The organism is Wolbachia endosymbiont of Oryzaephilus surinamensis (assembly GCF_025617515.1).
Taxonomy (GTDB): Bacteria; Pseudomonadota; Alphaproteobacteria; order Rickettsiales; family Anaplasmataceae; genus Wolbachia.
On the sequence record NZ_CP092526.1, the window covers coordinates 560,976 to 585,035 of the forward strand.

The 24,060-nt window shown below is 33.1% G+C and carries 21 protein-coding genes and 3 pseudogenes; 18 read left to right on the forward strand and 6 right to left on the reverse strand.

Going from position 1 to position 24,060, the window contains the following annotated elements:
- Window positions 1-61: 61 nt before the first annotated feature.
- The 5 genes and pseudogenes from MJ631_RS02395 to MJ631_RS02415 form a co-directional block, all read left to right on the forward strand.
- Complete coding sequence (locus MJ631_RS02395; protein WP_007302667.1) at window positions 62-619, forward strand: hypothetical protein; 558 nt, start codon at window positions 62-64, stop codon at window positions 617-619.
- A gap of 176 nt (window positions 620-795) precedes the next feature.
- The gene (locus tag MJ631_RS02400) at window positions 796-1,425 is read left to right on the forward strand and encodes a TRP75-related protein (protein ID WP_012481754.1); all 630 of its coding nucleotides are present in this window, start codon (window positions 796-798) and stop codon (window positions 1,423-1,425) included.
- Between the two features lie 16 nt (window positions 1,426-1,441).
- Complete coding sequence (gene ispG / locus MJ631_RS02405; protein WP_007302669.1) at window positions 1,442-2,722, forward strand: flavodoxin-dependent (E)-4-hydroxy-3-methylbut-2-enyl-diphosphate synthase; 1,281 nt, start codon at window positions 1,442-1,444, stop codon at window positions 2,720-2,722.
- A 298-nt stretch (window positions 2,723-3,020) separates the two neighbouring features.
- A complete protein-coding gene (locus MJ631_RS02410) occupies window positions 3,021-4,187 on the forward strand; it encodes an ankyrin repeat domain-containing protein (RefSeq protein WP_399489224.1) in 1,167 nt (388 codons plus the stop codon).
- Window positions 4,188-4,298: 111 nt separating this feature from the next.
- Window positions 4,299-4,609, forward strand: a pseudogene (locus MJ631_RS02415) (IS5-like element ISWpi1 family transposase); the annotation flags it as partial.
- Window positions 4,610-4,624: 15 nt separating this feature from the next.
- On the opposite strand, the gene MJ631_RS02420 reads toward MJ631_RS02415, so the two are convergent.
- Window positions 4,625-5,002 (reverse strand): TraR/DksA family transcriptional regulator, encoded by a 378-nt coding sequence (locus MJ631_RS02420; RefSeq protein ID WP_007302671.1) that lies wholly within the window; start codon window positions 5,000-5,002, stop codon window positions 4,625-4,627.
- A gap of 108 nt (window positions 5,003-5,110) precedes the next feature.
- Here MJ631_RS02420 and MJ631_RS08010 point away from each other — a divergent pair, with 108 nt between their 5' ends.
- Entirely contained in the window at window positions 5,111-5,758 is a 648-nt protein-coding gene (locus tag MJ631_RS08010; protein WP_007302672.1) for a heme exporter protein CcmB, read from the forward strand.
- Window positions 5,759-5,835: 77 nt separating this feature from the next.
- Window positions 5,836-6,664 (forward strand): annotated as a pseudogene (locus MJ631_RS02430) (IS630 family transposase).
- Window positions 6,665-6,846: 182 nt separating this feature from the next.
- Here MJ631_RS02430 and MJ631_RS02435 read toward each other — a convergent pair.
- Window positions 6,847-7,557, reverse strand: coding sequence for a class II aldolase/adducin family protein (locus tag MJ631_RS02435; RefSeq protein ID WP_007302673.1), 711 nt, complete (start codon window positions 7,555-7,557; stop codon window positions 6,847-6,849).
- 235 nt (window positions 7,558-7,792) lie between these two features.
- On the opposite strand from MJ631_RS02435, the gene MJ631_RS02440 reads away from it, so the two are divergent.
- Entirely contained in the window at window positions 7,793-8,377 is a 585-nt protein-coding gene (locus MJ631_RS02440; protein WP_019236376.1) for an adenylate kinase family protein, read from the forward strand.
- Here the strand turns inward: MJ631_RS02440 and tsaB are convergent.
- From tsaB to ubiG, 3 genes are all read right to left on the reverse strand, one after another.
- A complete protein-coding gene (gene tsaB / locus MJ631_RS02445; protein WP_007302675.1) occupies window positions 8,347-8,952 on the reverse strand; it encodes a tRNA (adenosine(37)-N6)-threonylcarbamoyltransferase complex dimerization subunit type 1 TsaB in 606 nt (201 codons plus the stop codon). The two genes, MJ631_RS02440 and tsaB, sit on opposite strands and share 31 nt — an antisense overlap.
- Window positions 8,952-10,082: a cation:dicarboxylate symporter family transporter gene (locus MJ631_RS02450; RefSeq protein WP_214303424.1), complete on the reverse strand. Its 1,131-nt coding sequence runs from the start codon at window positions 10,080-10,082 to the stop codon at window positions 8,952-8,954. The genes tsaB and MJ631_RS02450 overlap by 1 nt, the downstream gene beginning before the upstream one ends.
- Before the next feature lie 107 nt (window positions 10,083-10,189).
- Window positions 10,190-11,356: a bifunctional 2-polyprenyl-6-hydroxyphenol methylase/3-demethylubiquinol 3-O-methyltransferase UbiG gene (gene ubiG / locus MJ631_RS02455; RefSeq protein ID WP_052264730.1), complete on the reverse strand. Its 1,167-nt coding sequence runs from the start codon at window positions 11,354-11,356 to the stop codon at window positions 10,190-10,192.
- Window positions 11,357-11,501: 145 nt separating this feature from the next.
- Between ubiG and dnaG the strand changes: the two genes are divergently transcribed.
- The 7 genes and pseudogenes from dnaG (at window position 11,502) to MJ631_RS02485 (ending at window position 18,539) form a co-directional block, all read left to right on the forward strand.
- Window positions 11,502-13,235 carry a DNA primase gene (dnaG, locus tag MJ631_RS02460; protein ID WP_019236374.1) on the forward strand — a complete coding sequence of 578 codons (1,734 nt, stop codon included), beginning with the start codon at window positions 11,502-11,504 and terminating at the stop codon, window positions 13,233-13,235.
- 98 nt (window positions 13,236-13,333) lie between these two features.
- Window positions 13,334-14,632, forward strand: coding sequence for a Na+/H+ antiporter NhaC family protein (locus tag MJ631_RS02465; RefSeq protein ID WP_262986601.1), 1,299 nt, complete (start codon window positions 13,334-13,336; stop codon window positions 14,630-14,632).
- Between the two features lie 143 nt (window positions 14,633-14,775).
- Window positions 14,776-15,057: pseudogene (locus MJ631_RS08220) on the forward strand (DnaJ domain-containing protein); the annotation flags it as partial.
- A gap of 189 nt (window positions 15,058-15,246) precedes the next feature.
- Window positions 15,247-16,536: a TomO hydrophobic C-terminal domain-containing protein gene (locus MJ631_RS08120; RefSeq protein ID WP_458694709.1), complete on the forward strand. Its 1,290-nt coding sequence runs from the start codon at window positions 15,247-15,249 to the stop codon at window positions 16,534-16,536.
- A gap of 237 nt (window positions 16,537-16,773) precedes the next feature.
- On the forward strand, window positions 16,774-17,121 hold the full coding sequence (locus MJ631_RS02475) for a ferredoxin family 2Fe-2S iron-sulfur cluster binding protein (RefSeq protein WP_007302681.1): 348 nt from the start codon (window positions 16,774-16,776) through the stop codon (window positions 17,119-17,121).
- 7 nt (window positions 17,122-17,128) lie between these two features.
- Window positions 17,129-18,154: a hypothetical protein gene (locus MJ631_RS02480; RefSeq protein ID WP_262986602.1), complete on the forward strand. Its 1,026-nt coding sequence runs from the start codon at window positions 17,129-17,131 to the stop codon at window positions 18,152-18,154.
- Window positions 18,138-18,539, forward strand: coding sequence for a cytochrome c-type biogenesis protein (locus MJ631_RS02485; protein WP_012481753.1), 402 nt, complete (start codon window positions 18,138-18,140; stop codon window positions 18,537-18,539). The genes MJ631_RS02480 and MJ631_RS02485 overlap by 17 nt, the downstream gene beginning before the upstream one ends.
- Window positions 18,540-18,598: 59 nt before the next feature.
- On the opposite strand, the gene MJ631_RS02490 is transcribed toward MJ631_RS02485, so the two are convergent.
- Window positions 18,599-21,868, reverse strand: a complete 3,270-nt coding sequence (locus MJ631_RS02490) for a UvrD-helicase domain-containing protein (RefSeq protein WP_214303421.1) — start codon at window positions 21,866-21,868, stop codon at window positions 18,599-18,601.
- A 74-nt stretch (window positions 21,869-21,942) separates the two neighbouring features.
- On the opposite strand from MJ631_RS02490, the gene MJ631_RS02495 reads away from it, so the two are divergent.
- The 3 genes from MJ631_RS02495 to MJ631_RS02505 are packed head-to-tail and all read left to right on the forward strand — an operon-like array spanning window position 21,943 to window position 23,963.
- The gene (locus tag MJ631_RS02495) at window positions 21,943-22,809 is read left to right on the forward strand and encodes a 4-(cytidine 5'-diphospho)-2-C-methyl-D-erythritol kinase (protein ID WP_007302685.1); all 867 of its coding nucleotides are present in this window, start codon (window positions 21,943-21,945) and stop codon (window positions 22,807-22,809) included.
- A gap of 3 nt (window positions 22,810-22,812) precedes the next feature.
- Window positions 22,813-23,160 (forward strand): Mth938-like domain-containing protein, encoded by a 348-nt coding sequence (locus tag MJ631_RS02500; protein ID WP_007302686.1) that lies wholly within the window; start codon window positions 22,813-22,815, stop codon window positions 23,158-23,160.
- Window positions 23,154-23,963 (forward strand): metal ABC transporter permease, encoded by an 810-nt coding sequence (locus tag MJ631_RS02505; RefSeq protein ID WP_015588476.1) that lies wholly within the window; start codon window positions 23,154-23,156, stop codon window positions 23,961-23,963. Before MJ631_RS02500 ends, MJ631_RS02505 begins: the two co-directional genes overlap by 7 nt.
- Window positions 23,964-24,060 lie beyond the last annotated feature (97 nt).

A 24,060-nucleotide genomic window follows, 5' to 3' on the forward strand; every position in this document is an offset into this window, starting at 1 on the left:
ATACTAAATTAACTACTAAAAACGTACAATAGTAATATATTAATTAGCTAGGGGGTTAAAAATGGGTATAACCAAATTTGTATTCGGTTTTGATAAATCGGATGTAACAGCATTGCAGGAAAGTCAAAATATTGATGCTAAAAAGTTTCAAGAAGTATTTAGCGCATTAAAAGAATGGCAAGAAGCTCAAAAGATAGATGCTAAACAGTTTGAAGAGGTATTTAGTGCATTAAAAGAGTGGCAAGAAGCTCAAAAGATAGATGTTGAGCAGTTTGAAAAAGTTTTTGGTGCATTAGAAGACAAGATTGGTACTGAGCAGTTTCAAGCTATGCAAGAGCACTTAAGCGGCTTGCAAGAAAAATTTACAGGCTTAGAAGAAAAAGTAGAAACATTTGCAGACATGGTAGGGGGACAAGAACAAGCAATACTAACTTGTGCCATAGTCAGTGCTGTTGCTGCAATAGCTGTAACTAGTTTTGTTGCATTCTGTATCTATCAGGGAGTTAAGCTTGATAAAGAGAAGAAAAACGACTTGTCTCAAGATATGCCAAGCGGAAAGTTTAATAATGTGAATGATACCGAAAAACTGAAGAATAACTTACAGCAAGGAAGAGTGTAATGCTCTTCTTGAAAGGGTGTTACGTAAAATTTGTAACACCTTAAATTTCCTTTAGATTATGTAGGTTTTGGTAGTAAATTTTTTAGAAAGATGTTTGTATTATAAAGTTGGTAGAGATTCTGATTTACTTGAAGTTTGTTAATTGGTATCTTTTAAAGCACAATATTCACTATAGTATGCTTAAGATCTTTTCTAAAGTTTTATTTATATTAATACTTTTGGTTTCTAGTTTCTTTACTGTACATAATGTTGAAGCGAAGTCTAAGGTAAAGTTCAGTAAGAGGTACATACCTCCTGGTAACCCTGGTGGTGCAAACTTTCATGCAGACGAGGATTTTGCTGAGTCATATAAACTGTATGAGAAGCGTAGGGAGCTCCTCAAGAAAAAAAAGTTACAAGATCTAGCTATGAATAAAGAAGATCTAATCAAAAAATTAAAAGAAAAAAAAATTGCTAGCCTTGATAACGAGCCAAACAACGTGGGAGCTTGCATAGTTGAAGATGGGGAGGATGCTATGATCAATCAGCATGGTATTAATCTTGCACGTTTAAAGGGTGCTGTATTTATAGATCAAGAGCCAGTTTCTCAGTATGAAAGTAAGCAGCATAAAAAAAGTGAACAACAAAAAGGGAAAAAAGTTACTTCAACACGAGAAAAAAAAGTTTCCCCTATAAATGTTACTATAAAAGAAACTCCATCAAGAAGAACGTGCTCTCATGATTCTATTACTGATCTAAATAGAACACCACAGCATAGTTTAAATGGTTCAAGTTCATTTGGCAGTGTAGTTGACACAGTAAAATAGTGTCACGATTAATAATATGCTAGATAGAGACCTGACATTGAGTGATGATGCATATGAGTCATCGCCGGTTTCCAGGCATAAAACTCATACTGTAAAAGTTGGACAAGTGAAGATAGGTGGAAATAATCCTATAGTTGTTCAATCCATGGCACTTGGTGCACATATAGATTCTGACAACATAAAAAGTAGTGCTCAGAAATATGCAAAAGAAGTAATAGAACTAGCGCATGCAGGTTCAGAATTGGTGCGAATTGCTTTGAACTCAGAGGAAGTAGCAAAAGCAATACCTTATATAGTAGAGGAAATAAATAAAGAAGGCTTTGATGGTAAGATATTAGTAGGCTGTGGACAATATGAGCTCTACAGGCTGATTCAGGATTATCCAGACAACATTAAAATTCTGGGTAAAATTAGGATAAATCCAGGTAATATAGGCTTTGGTGATAAACGTGATGAAAAATTCGAAAAAATTATAGAGTATGCAATAACGCATGATCTTCCTGTCAGAATTGGAGTAAATTGGGGTAGTCTTGATAAGTACCTTTCACAAAAATTAATGGATGAAAACTCCTTATCTAGTAATCCAAAAACTTCTGATGTTATATTACGTAAGACGCTTGTAATGTCTGCTCTTGGTAGTGCAAAAAAAGCTGAAAAGATTGGCCTTAATGCAGAGAAAATAATCATTTCATGTAAAGTCAGTAGAGTGCAGGATTTAATTTTAGTTTATACGGCACTTGCAAAATCTTCCAATTATGCGCTGCATTTGGGTTTAACCGAAGCTGGTATGGGTAACAAAGGCGTAGTAAATACCACAGCAGGGCTTACTTATTTATTGCAAAATGGTATTGGAGACACTATCCGGGCTTCTTTAACTCAGCGCCCTGGTGAATCACGCACTAATGAGGTGGTAGTATGTCAGGAAATACTGCAGTCTATAGGTTTGTGCTACTTTAACCCTCAGGTGAGTTCATGTCCTGGTTGTGGACGCACAAGTAGCGATCGTTTTCGTATATTAACTGAGGAAGTAAATGGCTACATAAAAACTCATATGCCGGTATGGAAGAAAAAGAATCCTGGTGTAGAGTATATGAAAGTTGCTGTTATGGGATGCATAGTAAATGGTCCTGGAGAGAGCAAACATGCAAATCTGGGGATCAGCCTGCCTGGGTATGGAGAAAAACCTGTTTCAGCAGTCTACAAAGACGGCAAATATTTCAAAACTTTACAAGGTGATAATATTTTTGAAGAATTTAAGGAAATTATTAGTGATTATGTGGAGAAGCATTACACATAAGCCTTTCACAAGTTTGTACTTAGACTACATTCTGTTTAGTGAACGTCAAATGAGACAATAAAGAACGTAAATTTAAAAAATAGATAATAGGGTTTCTTCTGCCTTTTTTTTATATGGTAAATTTCTTAATATTTAGATTGGCCCGGAGTAGTATAGAGATGTTATTCCAGTATCAAGGACTGAAGTTTCCTGATCTACAATATTTGTACAGTTATGAAATAGATGCAATTTGACATAAAAGCTTTACTTTTTGAAATTTTGGGTTACGTTTAATTTAACATATTTCAGTGGGGAATTTATTGTAGGTAGAAAGGAAGCTTTAAAAATATTAGGTTTTCAATCAAGCGATGCGCCCAGTGAACAAGAAATTAAATCAGCGTATAGAAAATTAGCCTTGAAATATCATCCTGATAAACATTCAGGTAAAAATGAGGTTGTGAAGAAACAAAATGAAGAAAAATTTAAGCAGCTAGGTTCTGCATATGAATTTCTTACTAAGGAAAGCATAGAAGAGGTTACAAATCTAACTGACGAAAATTTAAATGAAATTAATTCGCCTGGAGATTTGAGGTTTTACTTAAGTAGGGCTCTATATAATCAGGATATAAAGTTTCTTGAAAAGCTTTTTTCCAAATTCAAAAGCAGTAAAGATGGAAGATTTGGTGATTACATCAATGAAAAACTTATTTATATTTACTTTCCATTATCTATTGCTTTAATGCAAGCTAAAGATTCAAGAAATTATAGTATTTTGAAACTTCTTTTAGAAAATGGTGCTGATCCTAATATAAAGCTATTACATAATGAAGCTTCGTTATACTATTGTAGGGTTATCGATGACAGCAGAATTGTAGAGTTATTGTTACAATATGGTGCTGATTCTAATATGTTAGATAAAAATGGTAAAAATCCGTTGTTTAAAGCGTTTTTGTGTGATGATGATCATACTATGGAAATACTTTTGAAATATGGTGCTAATCCTAATATGTTAGATAAAAATGGTCGAGTTCCATTATATCAAGCAATCAATTGTGACAACGATAAACGCGAAAAATATGTAGAGTTGCTTCTAAAGTATGGTGCAGATCCTAATCAGAAGGTTAATGGCTCCAGAGTTATAGAGTGTGCTCCATATTTCACTAATAATTGTGTAATGAATTTGATTAAAACGCTTACTCTGCCATACGGCAGCAATAACAAAGTTAGAAAATTAATGGCCGAGTATGGTGGTGTTGATAGACAGTATATTATGCTTCAAGCAATATTTACTTGTTGTTGCTTAACAGTAGCTTCTGCTACTTTTTTTAGTATAGCTTCTCCTTGGTGTTATATACCAACAGCAATATTTGCACTTGCCGCGTGTTTTTTCATTAAAAATGCTGTACATGCTGCATTTTTTGCAAAAGAACCTTCTACTGAGTTTACCGAAGCTAGAGCTTGTCCAGAGATTAGTAAAAGGCTATAATATCTAAAGTTTTAGTGCTGGGTAAAGATGAGAAAAAAGCATCCAGCAGACCTAAGTCAAAGGGAATGGACAAGAATAGAAAGCTATTCCAGAGTATCATACAGGAAAGTAAGAAAAAAATATACTATAGTTAAAAAAATGTGATGGGATACCAAGGAGAAAATTTAAAAATCATATAAAGGAAGAATATGGTATGGATATTGAGATTGTCAAAAGGCCTTCATGTAGGTTCTAAGTCAACAAAGACACACCGCCTTAGCTACTACCAATGAGGGGTTTAAAGTACAGCCAAGAAGGTGGGTTGTAGAAAGGACTTTTGCTTTAGGAATAGAAGACTATCGAAAGAATAAGATTTACTCACTGAAAATTTCATATATCTGGCTATGAGTAGAGTTATGTTAAGGAGAGAGAAATATGCTTGAATTCGCGAACAAGTTCTAATCATTAATGTTATACACGTTCTTTTCTTTTTCTATTCTCTCTTGTTCTTCAATACAATACATAGCAAGCGGATTAGCTTTAAGTCTTTCGACTCCTATTTCTTCTCCCGTTCCATCGCAGTAACCATAAATGCCTAATTTTATTTTTTCCAACGCCTCCTTAATTTTTTCTTTTCTATCTTTTCGGCGCTTAATTAATTCTCCATTTTCACTATCAGAATAAATACTACTATCTTCTAGATCTTGTTTCTCCAGTTCAGAGAGTATTGATTGTAACTTTAAGCTAAAGTATTCCAGTTGTTTTACGTTCATATATTCTTCATTTTCTGAAGGAACGTAATCTTCCGGTAACTTTATTTTTATTAATTTTTCCATAGCATTATCAATAAAATATATTAAAACTTATATAACTTGTAAACACAAAAAATTATACTACCCTCAAAGTAAACACTATAATTTATAATAAACATTTAAAATCCTGGTATGATTAGTTTGGTAAAAAAATTAGTAATAAATGATAATAATCTTACTTATATAGTATGTATTTTTATTATAATGTTAAGTTTATCTTCATATACACTTGAAAACAACAGTAAACAAGAAGTCATATTAACATTAACATGGATATGTGCTACATTTGTTTTGCAGATCTCTACAAATAATTTATTTACATCTGATTATCATGATGGAATATTAGAGCAAATCTTTTTACAGCCACTCTCTTCTAGGCTGATAGTTGCTTATAAAATCTTCGCTCACTGGTTGTTATTTGGGTTACCGATTTCAGTGATTTCTTTCATGTTCAGCTTTGCAATTCTAGGCAATAATATTGAACATTCAATAGCAGTTGGAGTGTCTTTATTATTTAATACGCTGATAATCATTAATATTTCAGCTACTGGAAATGCATTGATGATTGGTCGAAATAACTTAGCATCAGGAGTGTCGCAAATTCTTGTTTTGCCAATGATAATGCCAACTTTTGTATATTTCAAATTGCTAACTCAATTTGAAAATTTATCCTTGAATATTTATACACTACTAATCACCATCTTAGTTTTTGTCATTTTAATTGTTAACAGCACTATAACTACTCACATAGCATTAAAATTTGCTGTGGAGCAGGATTGAAAAAACTTACTAGTTATAGCACTTCTCATAATAGTCCAAAAAAGGTAAGATATGGATTTATAGTAGTGATGGTAAGCATGCCAGCAGCATATAGTTATGACTTAAGGAAAAAGGTAATGGAAGCATTGGATGAAGGAGAGAGTGGAGAAACTGTTGCCAAGAGATTTAAGATTGGAGAAACAACTTTATATGAGTGGAAGAAAAGACGTGAGAAAACGGGAGATTTTCAATCAAAAAAGCTTGGAAGCGTGGCATAAAATTACCGACTGGAATGCATTTGCCGAATTTGCAAATGAGCAAGGTGGCAAAACTCAGTCAGAGATGCTGGGGCAATATTAGTAGACAAACAATTCATCGAGCACTTAAAAATATAGGATTCACAAGAAAAAAAAGACCTACGGATATAAAGAAAGAAATGAAGAAAAGCGAGCTCAATTTTCAAAGGTTATAGCAACAAAAGAACCTAAAGAATTAGTGTATATAGATGAGTCTGGCATTGATAACACTGAACCTATGGGTATTGCCAGAAAGGACAGCGGTTTTATGCCCTAAAATCTGGAAAGAAAACTCAACGAATTAGCATGGTTGCAGCCTTAAGTGGAAGAAAAATAATTGCTCCGTTAACCTTTAAAGGCCACTGCAATATGGATATCTTTAATAAATGGTTTGAGCAGTTTCTGACACCGATTTTGGAACCTGGACAAACTGTTATCCTTGATAATGCTACTTTTCATAAGTCTAATAAGATTTGCTAAAGGAGTTGGTGCAGAAATTTTATATCTTCCTCCATATTCTCCAGATTTCAACAAAATTGAGCATTATTGGTTTGCTATAAAAAACAGAACCAGAAAAAACATTCCTTTATTCAAATCTTTTCGTCATGCTGTCGATTCTTCTTTCTTATGACCTTTTTGGACTATTATGGGAAGGGCTATATTTACTTGTATCTGCTTAGTTAAGGGTGTTAACTTAAGTAGAGATGGAGACATTAGACTTCTTGCATGAATTACAGCGTGTGAAACCATTATTGGATTTCAGACTGGCTGGTTATGCAAGAAATCTAATATCTATCGAAGAGTCAGAAACTTTTATAACTTACCTTTAATCAACCTAACCCATGCGTGCCAATCTCTCTCACCAAGATTGCTTTCGAAAGACAGAAGATCCTTTACGGCTTTTGAGCAAATTTCTTCACTTGGAATTGACAACTCCCTATTCATTGCTAGCATCAGGCATTGAGTTTTACAAGCTTGTTCTAAGTGATACGTATAAAACATTGCTTCTTGTATAGTCTGACCACATGTTATAGATCCATGATTGCGCATTAACATCACAAAATTTTCTTTCAAATCAGCTATTAATCTTTTTCCTTCTGTATCATCAAGTGCCAGGGAATTATAATCATGGTAAGATACCTTATTATAAAAGTGCAGCGCCCACTGACTTATTGGGAGTAATCCATCCTTGAGAGAAGAAACTGCTACAATAGAAGGTGTATGTAGATGAAAAATTGCTTGAATATCTTTCCTTGCTTGATAAATGAAGCCATGGATTACATAGCCAGTTTTATTATATTGATATTCTTTGCCTTCAATTATATTCCCATCAAACGATACTTTCATCAATGAACTTTCATCTACTTCATAAAAACGTATACCAAACGGATAAACATAAAATGACTTTTTATCTTCAGAACGTACAGAGAGATGAGTATACGTATGATCATCTAATTTAAGATAAGATAAAATTTGATAGGCGTTAACTAGGTCTCTTTTCAACTCACTATTTGTTAATAACATAGCTCTTGACTAAAATTTTCTAAAGATTTATACGTAAAAAAAAGTTTATTACAAACTAAAAGGTGAACCTACGTTAAAATACTAAGCACTTTTACTTGCCTTAGGTGATTAGAGTTTACATTTCTAGATTACATAGTATTTTAACTATAAAAGCGACTTTTTATGTAATGTTTCATATGTTTTAAAGCCTTGTTTTTATGTTATTATAATTGTAGGTTTTAATATTAAAAATAATATGATAAACGTTGAGATAAAAAAACAGCTAACAAAATTTTTCATATATATCACTGGTCTTCCAGGAAGTGGTAAACTTTCTACAGCAATAGTATTATCTAGTATGATAAATGCAGTAATTGTAAGTGGACTTGAATATAATCAAACTTCCAAAGAAGCTCGAGATAGAATATATAACACTACACATGTTATGTTTCAGGCAATAGAAGCCTATCCTATTGACTCAAAAAATTATATATTTGTTGATGAATTAATTAAAAATAATGATTACAACATAAGAATATATAACTCAGTAGTAGAACTTAGTAAAAAAATGAGCACAAAAATCCTCCCTATAGTACTTAGGTGCAATCCATTGATATTACAAGAGCGTACTATATCAAAAAAGCAAAGAAAAAATAGGAAGGTTACTAATATAAATAGTATTAAATTTAGGGAGGAAGATTTATTTGTACCACAAAATGCTATAGAGGTAGAAAATTCAAATATGAGTATAAAAGAAGTAGCAGAAGAAATAGTAAGTCAGATGTACAAACTTGGCCAAATTAATAGTGTTTACGCAATAGGCAACGATTTCATATACTGAGGCTCATTTAAATATAGAGCCTCAACTCCATTTAATTTTTGTTTATTTTTTAGTCTATAACGGACTAATAGCCCTGCATGGCTAGCATCCAACTTTGGTAAACTGCAATCCATATATGTAATGCAGTGCGTTTCAGGCTGGAGTTCACTTACTACAGCAGGATTTGATAGCGGTAACAAATTGAAATCAAATAACTGCGTATAAAACTTTTGATCATCTTCGATTATAGCTTTAATATTTTTTTTGCTATTTGTACAAAGTAGCGATATTGCATATGCTTGAGCTTCCAGGGCACTAACCCCATATAACGGCTTATTTGTAGCAAGATTTATACCTTGTGCAGTTGATATACCAACTCTGATTCCAGTAAAACTTCCTGGTCCAACTATCACTGCTAAATGGTCTATTTTATCGTAGCTGTAATTATGCTTATCAAACAAAGTATTCAGTATTTGAAAAAATGATTCTGCATGACTATTGTTTGCAGAATTGCGTTCTACAAAACAATTACCATCGTAATCAATTACTGCTATTGAACTACCAGCACCTACAGTATTAATTGCTAGAATGGACATCACTTAAGCTTATCATAGAGCTTTGTAAACATCATAGTGAACGCACCGTTACCCATAACATTTGCTGAAGTTATTATTGGGTCAAACACTATATACAATGCTGTAATTAATGAAAGCATCTCTGGGGAGAATTTAAGATACTTCTCAAGAACGGGCAACATTACCATAATCCCTCCCGCTGGAACTGCAACAATAGCAAATTTAAATAACAGAAAGTAGAGAAGGAAAGTCACATAGTCTGTTGCAGACAATGCACCACCAAAAGTCATTATCATTGATAGTATTATAATAAAAAAGCAATCACCTACTAAATGAAAGCTAGCGGTTATTGGCACAACAGACGATGCTATATCATGCTGCTTTACATTTTTTTTGCTTCCTTCAAGAGTAAGCGGCATAGCTGCATTACTAGACATTGTGCTCATTGCAGTAATAAATGCTGGTATCATATTACCTATACTAGCTATCCAGCTTGTGATCTTGAACGAATTTGCTGCTCCATATAAGAGAAAAACATAAAGGTAGGTTGCAGATGATATAATAATAAAAATTATTGAGTAATCCTTAAATATTATGGGTAAAGCCTGATCATGTTCCATTTTTAAAGCAAGACCAAGTACAAACATTGGAATAATTGGCGTCAAAAATGTCTTCAAAATAAAGAGAGTTAAATCTAACATTTTGTTCGAGAGCTCTTTGCTTTTTTTTGGTAATATTGTGGACACTAATATGCTTAACACAAATCCACAAGCAAGGGCATAAAAATTAGAAAGCAATGCAGGTATCCTAAATGACCATAAAGGAACAATTGTTTCTTCATATGTTATATCTTGTATTGAATAAGTGTTTTGTGTGATGAAATGCCCAACAGAATAAGCTATTAAACTTGAAGCTAGATTCGACAAGAAAATCGTTATAATAAGTAACAATATAAACTTTATAGCCGACTGCTTAAGATTGTTAACACTACTAAAGATTAATGCAAAAACAATAAAAGGCATTATAAATAGTAAGATCTCTTTTATACTAAGGCTTATTGAATACAAGAAGGTTTTCACTTCCATTGGAACTAGATGACCAAAGAATACAACCGAAGTGATAACAGCAAGTAAGGTTAGTAATTGTAACATATTCTAATATAGCGATACCCTATGGAAATACATATGATAAATTAGCTGCTAAGTAAAGTAAAACTGCCTAGAATATTTGCATTACCTTCTAGTACTTGAATGAGATTTCAAATTACAACATTTCCACAAAGTATATAATTAACATCCACACCTTTGGTCAAGTTCCATTCACGCTTTATTACATTATATTCCATACCAGTCATATCTTGTAGTGTTACATTGTTCTCTCTTAGATGATTTGCAATTTCTGATGGCTTGAGAAATTTATTCCAATTATGTGTGCCTTTTGGCAGCCAGTTTAATATGTACTCTGCGCCGACTATTGCAAGACAGAAGGATTTAATAGTTCTATTTATCGTCGATATAAAAATTAGCCCTTCTGGCTTCAACAGCTCTATTGCTTTTTTCATGAAAAACTCTAAATTATCGACATGTTCAACCACTTCCATCAACAAAACCACGTCATACTTCTTGTCATTGCTTAGCTCTTCAATGCTAGTGTGTGTGTATTCTATATTTAACCCTACTTTCTTCGCATGCAACTGTGCCACTTTTATGTTTTCCTCACATACATCTATTCCTGCAACGCTAATACCAATACGCGCCATTGACTCTGACAAAATGCCACCACCACAACCAACATCGAGCAATGATAGTTCTTTTAAATCGCATTTTTTTAATTCTTTTATTTTCTCAACGATGTATGATACTCTCACAGGATTCATCATGTGCAATGGCTTGAATTTGCCATTCTCATTCCACCATTCACCTGCTATTTTAGCGAATTTTGATATTTCATCTTCGTTATAAGTTTTTGTGGTTTTTTTCTTGCTAATATTGCTAAGTTTATCAAGGCGTTCTTTATGTCTACTTTCTTTTGAAAATTCTGTTTCGAGGAATTGTTTGACTATGTCTTTTGCTAATCCACTCGCAGTAAACCCTGCACCAAGACAAAGTATATTCGCGTTGCCATGCTCGCGAGCTAATTTTGCGATCTCAACACTATTACATAAAGCAGCGTAGATTCCTTCAAAACGATTTGCCACAGTACTCATGCCCAAACCTGTACCGCAAATTAATATTCCATAATTTGCTTTTTTGTTTGTTATATCTTCTACAACTTCAGCAGCATAGTCAGGGTAGTCTACACTCTTTTGTTCAGCAGTGCAGCCACGGTCTATCACTGTATAATCTAAAGTTTCCAAGTAAGCCTTTATTTCTGATTTTAGTTCATAACCTGCGTGGTCTGAAGCAACTGATATCACATCTGACATATAAGAAATTGCAACTTAAGGGTATTTATATGGGTAATTTATTTTGAGCTTTTTGTCAAGCTCTCCTGATCTTTCTGAATAAATTTCGAGTCAGATATGCATAAATTCTATATAATTTTTATCCTACCACTACTCATTCGGTAAAATGGATCATATAGATATTATAAAGTCAAAATTATTGTTGTCCGACATAGTAGGAAAAAAAGTTAGGTTAATAAAAAGAGGAGATAGTTTTGTTGGACTCTGCCCATTTCATAACGAAAAAACTCCATCTTTTTCGGTCAGCAATGTTAAGGGCTTATATTACTGTTTCGGTTGCTCAGCTCATGGTGATGCGTTTGAATTTATTTCACAAACTGAGGGCTTAAGTTTTAAGGAAGCGTTGGAAAATTTGGCATCTGTTGCAGGTGTTGAGTTACCCAAAAACCTCAGCTTTGCTAAAGAAAATGACAAACTGTTTTCAGCACTGAATTTAGCTGCAAGTTGGTTCGCGCAGAAAAATCGAGGTGTTATGGCTTATTTAAGGCAGCGCAAGATCTCACTCAAAATCATAGATAAATTTAGAATAGGTTATGCACCAAGTTCTGGCTTGAAGGAATATTTGAACTCCTCTGGTATTAAAGACGAGATTTTGATCGATGTTGGGTTAATAAATAAGAATTCTCGTGATTATTTCTATGATCGGCTGATATTTCCTATACACAACATCACGGGCAAAGTTATTGGTTTTGGCGGACGTGCGCTGAACTCTGAGCAACAGCCGAAGTATCTAAACAGCCCAGAGAGTCAGCTCTTTAAGAAAAGAGAAAATTTATATGGATTAAACTTTGCTTTGAGTGAAATACGCAAAAAACAGCATCTATTTGTTGTTGAAGGATATATGGATGTAATAGCACTACATCAAGCGGGAATTAGCAATACAGTTGCTCCGCTTGGTACCGCAATTTCTGCAGAGCAGATAAAAAATCTATGGAAATTTGCTAAAGAAATTTCCATCTGTATGGATGGCGATAGTGCCGGACGTCATGCTGCTATTCGAATTGCAGAACTTGTTCTACCGATACTGGAGCCTGGATACACATTGAAGTTCGTAACTTTGCCAAACAATAAGGACCCATACGATATATGCAATGAGCTAGAATATAAGACAGAAGACGTACTCTCTGCTTTTAACCACTCAACAGAACTGCACTCTGAATATTTATGGCATCACATAATTGGTAGCAATTTGCAAAATTATGAAAAATTTGCTCCGGAAAAATATTCAATTCTTGAGCACAAGTTCATGAAATATGTCAATGCTATCGGTAACAGCAGTATTAGAAGGTATTATAGAGATTATTTTTACAATAAGGTCAGTGAATTAAGAAGAAACTTTAAAAAGCTGATTTTTAATAGCAAAGCAACAAAAGGTGAGTATCTTTACAATAAATCTCCAGAGCTAATTGAAGCAGAGCAAAATCAGGCCATAATTTTGCGTATAGCCGTAGAATTTCCTGAAATCTTGAACCGTCCTATATTTTTTGAGCAATTTTCTCATTTCGAATTTACTAATGAGATGAAAAAATTACAACAGTGCGTAATTAATATGGTAACTAATGAGAGCAACTTTAATAAAGAAATTCTGCTACAGGAGTCTAGTGTTATAAAGTTTATATTTGAAAAAACTAGCGTACTAAATAGTCAATTAAGTGAGAAGAGATCGGCAGAAACTGTCTGGAATAACATAGTATTACGGAAAGAATTAAATGTATTACAAGAAGAAAAAATTAAAGCAAGGCTGGGCGGTAATTTTGACTTAGAGGAAAGGCTAATAGAACAAATAAAGCAAATAGAGGATAGTATACAAGAAATGCAAATGGAATTTATTCAAAAGTAGATGGCTTAAGATGTTCAAAATTATTAGAAAAACACTGTATTAGTATTTGCTTAAAATAGCTTATTCTAGTATATTTCTGGTTTGTTCAACTACGATAAGTGTTTTCATTTCTTCCTCTTATTATCTTTCTAGCCTTATACCTTGGAAGTGGTATTTATTTTTCTTTTATCGGACTTGGTAATCCTCTTCATCAAATTTCACCGTTAGTTTGCTTATTACCAGCATTATTTTTTGCTGTTCTATTCAATAAAAACAAAATTCAACATAGTATTGATACTCTTATAAAAGGTATGGGTAATAAAACTACTCTTACCGTATGTTTGATTTTTCTATTTGCTGGAGCATTTTCTACTGTTACTGAATCGCTTGGTAGTATAAATGTTATTACTAACTTAACTATTCGATTTCTTCCAGCAAGATTATTACTTCCTGGAATGTTTTTACTTTCTACTTTTATTTCAAGTGCAATCGGCACATCAATCGGAGTTATTGCACTTATAACACCAATAGCTGTTAATTTAGCACAAAATGGAGCTTTTGATTGTGCAGTGGGTGTTGGAGCTGTGATAGATGGGTCTATGTTTGGCAGCAACCTTTCAATGATATCTGACACTACTATTGCTGCTACTTCTTCACAAGGAGCTTCAGTAAAGGATAAAATAAAACTCACTTTCAAGACAGGATCTGTTACAGGTCTTATAATACTTATTTATCTAGTAATAATTTCAAATAGTACAGAAGTTGTTTCTATCTCAAGTCTGAATTATTTATCCATAGTCAAAATTATCCCTTATATATCTTTAATAATTATGGGTTTATTTGAAATAAACACTCTAGTAACATTAGCTATTAATATGGTTATTGCTGGGATATTAGGAATAGCTTTTTTTGATTATTCTCTTATTGAATATTCTCGTGACATATATAGGGGTTTTTATAAGATGAATGAAGTAATGATATTTATTCTCTTCAGTAGTGGATTAAGCCACTTAATGTACGAATACAGTCAGAAAAAGATAGATATATTCACCGATAAGGTGAATATGACAAAAACTCAAGCTGAATTTATGATTGCGGGAATATCATCTCTGTTTACTATTTTAGTTTCCAGCAATGTTGTTGCTATTTTATTAACTAGTAATATTGCGAAAAGACTTGCACAAAGATATAACATTGCACCACACCGTAGTGCGTATTTATTAGAAACATTTACTTCTATCACAAAAAGTATCTTACCTTATGGTTCTCACGTATTACTAGCAAGCAGCATTGCCTCTCTGTCACCTATCATCGTACTAACAAAAGTATATTATTGTTTTGTTTTTGCAGCAGTTGCAATAAGTGAAATAGTGATTAATGGCAGACGTCATGCGGTTGTAGCTCCTCAATTACCATAAACAACTCTTTAAATTTTCACTCAATTTGTTGATAAATTAACAAATATTATAATCTTTGCTAAAATACTTATATAGTACCAATTCTTTTAAAGACATAGTATTACTAATGTTATAAAAAATGTATCAAAATAGTGGAGAAAAAAATGCCTGATTATTATGAAATATTAGGAGTAAAAAGAGATGCTACTCATGGTGAGATAAAAAAAGCATATCGCAAATTAGCATTGAAGCTTCATCCAGATAAATTGCTTGAGGAAGTGAAAGAGCTAGATAGGCTAGAAGGAAAGAAGAAGGACGGAAGGCTACTATCACAGTCGGAAGAAGATCAACGGGCTCAACTTGAAGAGAAATTGACAAAGTTCAAGGAAATATCAGTAGCACGCAAAGTGTTATCTGACCCAACAAAAAAAAGCCAGTACGATAGAGGAAAGTATGAGTATGGGGATTGTAGTGATGAACTGGAGTTGTTGCGGGAAGAGATGAGTAAACTTAAACAAGAAGAGAAAAGAGAAAAATTTTTTAATGAAATATATATTATGTATTGTTCGAAAAGTCAAAAATTAATCGAAGAGAAAATAGAAAGGCTAAAGAAGAGTTTAAAAGAAATAGGCAAGATGGGCAAAGCTAAAGAGACTGAAGAACCAACTGAATCCGAATATGTAAGAACTATTCTGGGATTGTTGTTACATATCCAGTCAAATAAGTATGAAGAGTGTGATGATATAATAAAGAAAGTTACAATTGATGCTGGTGACATTACATTTCTAGTGCAAATTGCTATTATGTACGATCGTGTGGCATTTTTCAAGCTCTTTGAAGGAAGGATAGAAATATCACGAAATGAAATCTTAAGCTATGCTTATGAATACCAATCTGAAGAGTTTTTGGATTATTTTTTTAATAAGTACTTAGATAAATTAGATATCAACTATAAAGATAAAGAAGGAAATACAGCTTTACATCATACATTAAAATGGTTGGATTTGGGTAAATCGAAATACCAAGGTTTTGTCAAGTCACTTCTTAGTAAAGGTGCAAGGCTTGATGTTAAAAATAGCAAAGATGAAACTCCATTTGATCTCTTGGTCAATTATGCTACATACTTCTCTCGTAAGGAAAAAGTAGTAGAAAAATTAAATAATCTTTCGGTGGTGCTTAGTGGTTGTAAAACCGATGAGCTAAAGAAGCTAGAAGGTACTTCTGCGTTGAATGAACTAGTAGATACTATTGTTAGATATAAGCATAAAAAAGCTCTAGATCTTCTAGTTGAAAATAACATAAAGATTTCAAGTACTATTTTAGAAGGTATTGTTAAACACAATTGGAAAAAAGAGATTTTTGATTGCTTTTTACATAGAAAGAAATATAATTTTCAGGATGAAAATGGGAATACACCTCTACATCATGCTTTAAGAAACTTACAGCCCTATACGTCAATGCTTCGCAAAGTTGAATCACTTGTGAGTGCAGGTGCGAGATTTGATGTTAACAATGACCAAGGTGAAACTCCGTTTGATCTCTTGGTTGAATATGTTGAGAAGGGGTTTTATGGTCAAGCGTCAAGGTTAAGTTATGCTTGGAAGTTGTTTAACAAATGTGAAAATAAAGATGTACTAAGAGAGCTAAAATATAAAGATGGTACTACTGCATTAGATAAACTAAATGAGCTTCGTATTAAGTGTCGTAATACTTCTATCATAGTTGCTTCTACGTTAGCAGTAGTAGGAGTTGCTTTAGAAGTAGCTATTGCAGTTTACTCAGGAATGTTAGCGTTAGGGATAGGAATTGGAGTTTGTTGTCTTGTTGTTGCTGCAATCATATACCATTGTAATAGTCCTGCAAATTTATTGAAAGATAGCAATGCTGAAGTTGCAATTAATCAAATGGCATTAGTAAAATTATAACTTAAGATCAGAAGAAATGGCAGATCAAGTTTAATAATGTTAATTCAGTAATATATTTAGTAAAATCTAAAACTAAGAAAATTCTATACTTGCAACTCTGTGAGATGCTGGTGGTATCTATCTTACTTTCTTGATAGGAATACAGATTACAAGAGATAGGCGATGGAATTTCAAAGAGTTTGCAAATAATAGTTATTATTTGTAGAATATAGAAAAGTTAATAGAGATTTTAATAGTATGCCATCCGTTACTTTTATTTTACCTGATGGAAGTAAGAAAAGCTATGAAGCTGCAGAAGGAGAAACTCTGCTTAATTTAGCCCACAGAAGTGATCCAGATCTGCTTGAAGGTGCATGTGAAGGCTCTCTTGCTTGTTCTACATGCCATGTGATTGTTGATTCAAAATTTTATGATGTTGTAGAAACACATAACCCTATATCTGATGAGGAAAATGATATGCTGGACCTAGCTTTCGGTTTAACAGAGACATCGAGGCTTGGATGCCAAATAAAAATCACAAAAGATATTGACGGTTTGTGCGTAACCGTGCCCAGAGGTACAAGAAATATATCATTAGATAAATAAGAGGATAATGCGTAAAATTTTTATCTATATTCTTATCTCCTTACCTTTCTCCTTACCTTTGTTTATTCCTCTAGCTTATAGTGGTTTTTGGTATTTTTCTGCATTTAAGGTAAAAAGTCTTTTAACTGATTACATTAATGACGAAAAAGTTGATATTTCACATGATTTTAAGGGGTTTCCTTTTAACCTAGTTTTTCGTGTAACGAATCCAAAATTTTCTAATGAGCAATTAACTGTTTCATCTGAAGCTTTAATGATAAAAAACAGATTATTTGATAAGTCAGTATATATCTATATACCAAGCAATAAAGTAAACATTGCTGTCCGTAGTGATGAGAAAAAGAATATAAAGTGTCACACACACGTGAGTAGCCACTTTGTTGTTAAACTAAATGATTTACTATCTTCATTAAAATTCAACAGAAATAGCACTGTAATAGACTATATAGATACATTTCGTTACGAAGATTATGGATTAAAATGTGATGTTTTAGAAAATCAGCAAAGTGTTATAACTGAAGTGAATGATAAAAGTAATTACATTCAATTTCACTTTGATAAAGAACTGAATGAAAATACTAAACTAGAATTTGATTTTTATACTTACCGTTATAAACATACTGCAAGTCCTGAAAATTACCTTAGTGTCGACGCTAAATTAGATTATGAATTTGTAAACCATATTTCAGCTTCTAAGATTAATTTCAACATAGAAAAATTTTTGATTGAGAGTAATAACTTTTCTATTGCTGCGAATGGTGGAGTAAGTAATTACAATTTAGTTACATCTTCATTTGAAGATAAAATCAATGTAGCCATATCAAATTATAAAGAATTAATTTCGTTTGTGACTAATGATTCAAAGACTGCAGATAAATTGGAAAAATCAATATCTTCCTTATCAGAAAAAATCACTAATAACGACATTCAATTTTCAATAAAGTACGACAATAATGTAGGTTCAGGCTTTATTGGAAAATTATCCACTACTGATTTTATCACTCAATTCACCAAGAATGAGAATAGTAATTAGCTTACTTTTTACATTGATATTCCATTTAAGCATAAATGCTTTTACTTTGGATGATAAACTAAGAGACGAAAGCATGGAAGAGCGAGCAAGTAGCTTATTTGCAGTAATAAAGTGTCCAGTATGCTCTGGTGAATTATTATCCGAATCTGAGTCTCAAGTTGCATATGGTGTGCGTAAGACAATTCGCAAGAAGATCAGTGATGGATATACTAACGAGCAAATAGTTTCAGAGTTAAAAAATTCTTATGGAGATTCAATTATCATTGTACCACCTGTAAAATCTAGTACCTACATTTTATGGTTTACTCCTTTTATAATTCTTCTTATTGGATGTTTTCTAGTACGAAAATCAGTTCAGAAAATAGATAAAGTAGTAAAAAGATAACTATAGAGTAAAAGTGAGTTTACAACAAATGCAAGTAGCTACTATACGAACATTTGAGTTTAGATCAAAGATTGTAAGGTTAAATCTTCCATCCAAATAACCACGCACTCTACCTGCTTATCTGGGTAGACTTCTTGCACTAAGGTTTTATAGATCAACATTTGCTTTTTTATTTCATTTGATGAGGAAATAGAAACGTTATGGTGTGATTTATAGTCAATTATGATTGCTTTGTCTTCTGTTATGCACAGTCTGTCTAGCCGCACTAATACTGGTTTTCCGTCAATTGTTCCACTAAGTGGAATTTCTGATTTGCCCTCCAAGTCGAACAGGTAATCATATTTTTCATTAAAGGTTAATATTTTGCTGTAAATTTCATCCTTATCTTCACTAGTGTTTATGCTATCAAGATATTTCCTAACCCAATTTTTTCTCCTGTCTTTCTCTATCTTGGGCATATATTGCAATATACTGTGAATTATTAAGCCTCTTGCATAGCTGTCTGTCGTCCCAATGCTCCTTTTTGTCATTCCAGCATTCTCATCTGTCATCCCAGTGCTTGACACTGGCTTTTTTTCTCCAGGTTCCAGCGTTACGTGCTGCAATGACATTGATAGGTTTGATGGAGGTGAAATCACTGGAACATCAAAATAATCACGTTTTTTATAAATAGAAGGGTAGTTTGCATTCATGCATAGCACTTCAACTTTTTCTTTAAATATCGGCTGTAAGTATAGTTTTTTCCTCTCATATAATGCTCCATATTGAATAACTAGATCATACCAAGAGCCCTTTTGCACTGGCTCTTTGCCTAAAATGTATAACTCATCTTCAGCACGCGTAAGTGCCACGTACAGCAAACGCAAATATTCGTTATAATCCTCTAGTTTTTTCTCTCTTTTTACTTGATTACAATAAGCATTACTATTTTTGCCACACCAAAATGGTGCTTCCGTTGCATCAAACAAAATATTTTCGCTGTTTCTTGGTACCGTATTTGTGTCAACTAAAAACACTATTGGAGCTTGTAGACCTTTTGATTTATGAATTGTCATTATTCGTACAGCATTGAGTTTTGATTGCATATCGTTTTTAATCTCAGGATTATTTTCTTTGATCCACTGAACAAATGCTTGAAGAGATGGGTGCTCAAATTGCAATACGAGGTTCATAAATTCGTCTAGAATCTCGAAGCACTCAAGACCTAGCCTTGCAGCAAATTTCTTCCTGCCTGTGCGCAATATATGAGTGAATAGTGTAAGGGGGGATTTTGTCTGAGATAAATTAATTAGATAGTTTAATTCATTAGAGATAATCTCCTGATAATCTTGAAGTTTTTCCCACAACGACTGTTCTTTACGATCGTATGCAATATTGAATAAATCATCCTCAGTGAAGTTAAATAGCGGTGATTTTAAAACATTTGCAAGAGCAAGATCATTTGCCTGGAGGAGCAAAAATTCAGCTAAAGCTATTAAGTCCTGCACAGCTATGTAATCCATAATTCTAAAATAATCTCGGCCTATAACTGGTACATTTACTTTTTTTAGTTCACTTATTATGTAATCAACTAACACATTTCGCTGCCGTACCAAAATCATAATATCCCTTGGTTCTATATGACGATCTTTGGCGACTAAAATCCGCCCTTCGTTTAACCAATTGTGAATTCTTTGGGCTATTGCCTGAGCAAGTAATCGATCCTTTACTACATAATCTTTCCTCTGTGTTAAATGAATTTGTAAGGCTTGCTGCTCTTCCTCTTCATATCCTGGCAGTAACGGCCAAATTTCAATGTATCCTTGATCGTTTTCTCTATATGGAATATGTTTTATCTTGTTATCATTGAAAGATATTTCTTCACGAAAATTGTTAAATATTCTGTCTACAAGCATCAAAACTTCTGGAGTTGAGCGAAATGACTTTTCAAGTTGACATGATACCCAATCTCTGCCACCGGTTTTCGTGTGAAAATATTGCTGCATGTAATTAAATAGATGGGGATTTGCTCCTTGAAATCTGTAAATGGATTGTTTTACATCCCCAACAACGAATAAAGTTCTCTTTTCGTCACCACCGGTAAAAAATTCATTGCAGAGATTTGTTATAATTTTCCATTGACTGATACTATTGTCTTGCGCCTCATCAACAAGAATGTGGTCTATTTTTTGATCTAGATTAAACAATATCCAATCTTTATAGCCTGGATTGCTAAGGAGATTTGTTGCTAAATTGATGATATCATCATAATCAAGCAGTGCATTCTTTGATTTTTCACTATTATATAGATCAACATATACTTTAAATATACTAAGTAAACTACTGGTTCTTCCGAATATTTGATAAGAATTTATGTCCTTTACATGGGTAAACAATGCATTTTGAATGCTTTCTATCATTTGCTCTACGTCTTCAAATTTTTCCAAAGCACCCTTTGTTATAATGGATGATATGCTCTTTTTTTCGTACGATTCTGATTTGAGAAATACTTTAGCTAAGTTCTCTATCTTGTTGTCATCCCAGTGCTTGACACTGGGATCCATATTTCTTTTTTTTTGGGTCCCAGTGTCAGCTACTTGGATGACAACATTTGGTACGGACGATTTTCTGCTATTACACCAATCATAAAGTATCGCACTGTAACTCTGATCTCTTTTGCTGCCCTCACTTAATATTTTAGCTAATCTTTTTATCTGCTCAATCGTTTCACTCTGTAAATCGTGAATCTTATCTGGGGCACTTAGTTTATCTTTGATATACCCTAAATTATTTTCTAGAGCTGATCTCTTTATACATAAGGTATAGAGCAAATCACTCAGCTTGTTTTCATCAAATTCAGCTGCAATGATATTTATATCGTCCTGCACAGTTTCATTATGAAGCGTTTTTTCAAATATGATGGAATGCAATTCTTTACATTCGCTCAACGTACAATTTGGAGCGATACCAGCTTCTGTAGGAAAGCTGGAGATTAATTTGTAACAAAAGGCGTGTATAGTTTGAATATTAAGACCAAGATTTTCCAGTTCAGAAAAAAGCCTTCTTGCTCTTGTTAAATAATCTTTATTTTCTCTGGTTACACACTGGGCTAATTGTTCTAAATCTGCGACCAATATACCCTCTGGATATATTGCCCACTTACTAAGTGTACTGTAAATGCGATCCTCCATTTCATTTGCTGCAGCATTGGTGAATGTTAAGCAGAGAATATTTCTCTTATTCTCTAATAGAAGTCTTAATACTCTGTCTATTAAGATCTTTGTTTTACCTGTACCAGCTGATGCACTTACCCATACAGAGAAGTTAGGATTTATGGCATTTGATCTCATTAGGAGTGTATAAAGTTTGACTGAAGTGGCATTTCAAGTATAGTAAATAAGATAGTGTTAGTGAAGATATACAGATGGAAAGTTTTTGTGTAAAGGCTCCTGCAAAGATCAATCTTTTTTTACATATTATAAATAGAGAAGAAAGAGGGTATCATTTAATTGAAAGTTTGGTTGTCTTTGCTAAACTTTCTAATTTTTTAGAGATAAAAGTAGGAGAAAAAAACTTTAGATATGATAACTCTACAGTTGAATTTGTAAATTCTGAGTTTAGAATAAATTATCGATATAATACTATAACGAGAGCAGTGAGTCTACTGCTTAGGCATGCTCCTGTACGCACTAAAGTCACTGTGAAGGTTGTAAAAAATGTACCAATTGCTGCGGGATTTGGTAGTGGTTCCTCAGATGCTGGAGCTGTGATACGCATGCTGGGAGAGCTTTGGAACATTGATAGGCAATTTTTAAATGATATAGCTTTAAGCGTTGGTGCTGATGTACCTGCAAGTATAGATAGTAAGCCAGTTTTTGTCAGAGGTGTTGGTGAGGAATTATGCCCCATTAAACAATGCTCTTTACCCACAAGTCTGGTACTTGTGAAACCGAAAAAAAAGTTTTTGAATACATCAGAAGTATTTTCCAAGTATAAAGAGGATTTCTCTCAGCCAATTAAGTGGAGTGATAACACTGAGGAGAATTTGTTAGAGCTTCTTAAAGAGACAAAAAATGACCTGCAAGAAGCAGCAATAAGTCTTGTACCTGAAATTCAGAATGTAATATCAACACTAGAGTCACAAGAAGGCTCTATACTTTCTCGTATGTCAGGTAGTGGTGTAGGGTGTTTTGGAATGTTTGATAGTGAAGAAAGTGCAAAAGCTGCAGCGGCAAATATCAAAAAGGAATATCCAGAATGGTGGGTGTGCGACACGGAATTAATGGTTTGATTTATGCCCTTAATTTCCAAGAAGAAAAATCTTATAGATGGTTACAGGGAAGAAAGATTTTGGGTAAATAATCAAGAATATCATGGCTCAATTATAATTTTTCCTGAAAAGGTGATTGAATTGAAAGAAAGTGATATAAATAACAAGGAGTATTTTAAATCTTTTTTAACAGAGGAAATAGAGATTTTGATAATAGGTACTGGTAAGATACGCGATTGTTCAATGAAGTCTTATCTTATGGAGCAAAAGAATTTAAATTTTGAATTTATGACGACGGGTTCTGCATGCAGAACCCATAACGTTTTAATATCTGAAGATAGATTTGTTGTCAGTTATCTGATAGCATGTTAGAGATATTTACACAGAGTTTTTTTATAAACAGTCTAATTGCGGTAATTATGATTAGCCTAGTCACAGGAGCTCTAGGGTCATTTATGATATGGCAAAGGTTATCGTATTTGGGTGATAGTTTGTCCCATTCTTCATTGCTTGGTATTGCACTTGCTTTGATCTTTAATATCAGCCCATCGGTAAGTATAATGCTCATTGCAATTATGTTTGCTATACTACTTTCTCTTAATTTTAATAAATTATACTCTGCTGATACGATATTGAACATAGTTACCAATGTAGTTTTATCATCGAGTTTAATACTTATGTCTTTTCTTCCATCAGGTAATAATAGTATTATTAGCTCACTTTTTGGTGACATATTAATGATTGACCAAAGTAATATAATATCAATTTTTCTAACCTCCGTAATAGTTACTTTGATATTAATATTTAGATGGCGCTATTGGCTGATGATTTCGATTAATCAAGATTTGGCAACAGTTGAGAAAGTAAATGTTAATTTTGTTAGGCTAGAATTTTTGATTATACTCGCTATCTTTATTGCAATTTCTGCTCAATTAATAGGAATATTACTCATTGCTGCATTTTTGTTAATACCTGCTGCATCAGCAAGACTCATTTCAAAAACTCCAATGCAAATGATTATTGTTGCAACAGTTTTTTCTGTGATTTCTGGAGTATCAGGTTTGATATTATCTGCAAGTTTTGACTTATTAACTGGACCTGCAATTATACTTATCGCAGCTGTGTATTTAATCATTGCTTATTTTATAAGATTGGTGTTAAGTAGATCGACTTAATTTTGGTCTCGGAAGTTCATAATTCATTAACAAATGAGTGTAACTATCTGAGCGTAAAGTAGTTTTTGCTACGTTGTTTTTATGTGCTAATTGTTAA

What these genes read in the sequence shown, in the direction of transcription:
- MJ631_RS02395 (WP_007302667.1), top strand. Translation starts at nt 62, where the DNA reads ATGGGTATAACCAAATTTGTATTCGGTTTTGATAAATCGGATGTAACA.
- MJ631_RS02400 (WP_012481754.1), top strand. Translation starts at nt 796, where the DNA reads ATGCTTAAGATCTTTTCTAAAGTTTTATTTATATTAATACTTTTGGTT.
- ispG (WP_007302669.1), top strand. Translation starts at nt 1,442, where the DNA reads ATGCTAGATAGAGACCTGACATTGAGTGATGATGCATATGAGTCATCG.
- MJ631_RS02420 (WP_007302671.1), bottom strand. Translation starts at nt 5,002, where the DNA reads ATGGAAAAATTAATAAAAATAAAGTTACCGGAAGATTACGTTCCTTCA.
- MJ631_RS08010 (WP_007302672.1), top strand. Translation starts at nt 5,111, where the DNA reads ATGATTAGTTTGGTAAAAAAATTAGTAATAAATGATAATAATCTTACT.
- MJ631_RS02435 (WP_007302673.1), bottom strand. Translation starts at nt 7,557, where the DNA reads ATGTTATTAACAAATAGTGAGTTGAAAAGAGACCTAGTTAACGCCTAT.
- MJ631_RS02440 (WP_019236376.1), top strand. Translation starts at nt 7,793, where the DNA reads ATGATAAACGTTGAGATAAAAAAACAGCTAACAAAATTTTTCATATAT.
- tsaB (WP_007302675.1), bottom strand. Translation starts at nt 8,952, where the DNA reads ATGTCCATTCTAGCAATTAATACTGTAGGTGCTGGTAGTTCAATAGCA.
- MJ631_RS02450 (WP_214303424.1), bottom strand. Translation starts at nt 10,082, where the DNA reads ATGTTACAATTACTAACCTTACTTGCTGTTATCACTTCGGTTGTATTC.
- ubiG (WP_052264730.1), bottom strand. Translation starts at nt 11,356, where the DNA reads ATGTCAGATGTGATATCAGTTGCTTCAGACCACGCAGGTTATGAACTA.
- dnaG (WP_019236374.1), top strand. Translation starts at nt 11,502, where the DNA reads ATGGATCATATAGATATTATAAAGTCAAAATTATTGTTGTCCGACATA.
- MJ631_RS08120 (WP_458694709.1), top strand. Translation starts at nt 15,247, where the DNA reads ATGGGCAAAGCTAAAGAGACTGAAGAACCAACTGAATCCGAATATGTA.
- MJ631_RS02475 (WP_007302681.1), top strand. Translation starts at nt 16,774, where the DNA reads ATGCCATCCGTTACTTTTATTTTACCTGATGGAAGTAAGAAAAGCTAT.
- MJ631_RS02480 (WP_262986602.1), top strand. Translation starts at nt 17,129, where the DNA reads ATGCGTAAAATTTTTATCTATATTCTTATCTCCTTACCTTTCTCCTTA.
- MJ631_RS02485 (WP_012481753.1), top strand. Translation starts at nt 18,138, where the DNA reads ATGAGAATAGTAATTAGCTTACTTTTTACATTGATATTCCATTTAAGC.
- MJ631_RS02490 (WP_214303421.1), bottom strand. Translation starts at nt 21,868, where the DNA reads ATGAGATCAAATGCCATAAATCCTAACTTCTCTGTATGGGTAAGTGCA.
- MJ631_RS02495 (WP_007302685.1), top strand. Translation starts at nt 21,943, where the DNA reads ATGGAAAGTTTTTGTGTAAAGGCTCCTGCAAAGATCAATCTTTTTTTA.
- MJ631_RS02500 (WP_007302686.1), top strand. Translation starts at nt 22,813, where the DNA reads ATGCCCTTAATTTCCAAGAAGAAAAATCTTATAGATGGTTACAGGGAA.
- MJ631_RS02505 (WP_015588476.1), top strand. Translation starts at nt 23,154, where the DNA reads ATGTTAGAGATATTTACACAGAGTTTTTTTATAAACAGTCTAATTGCG.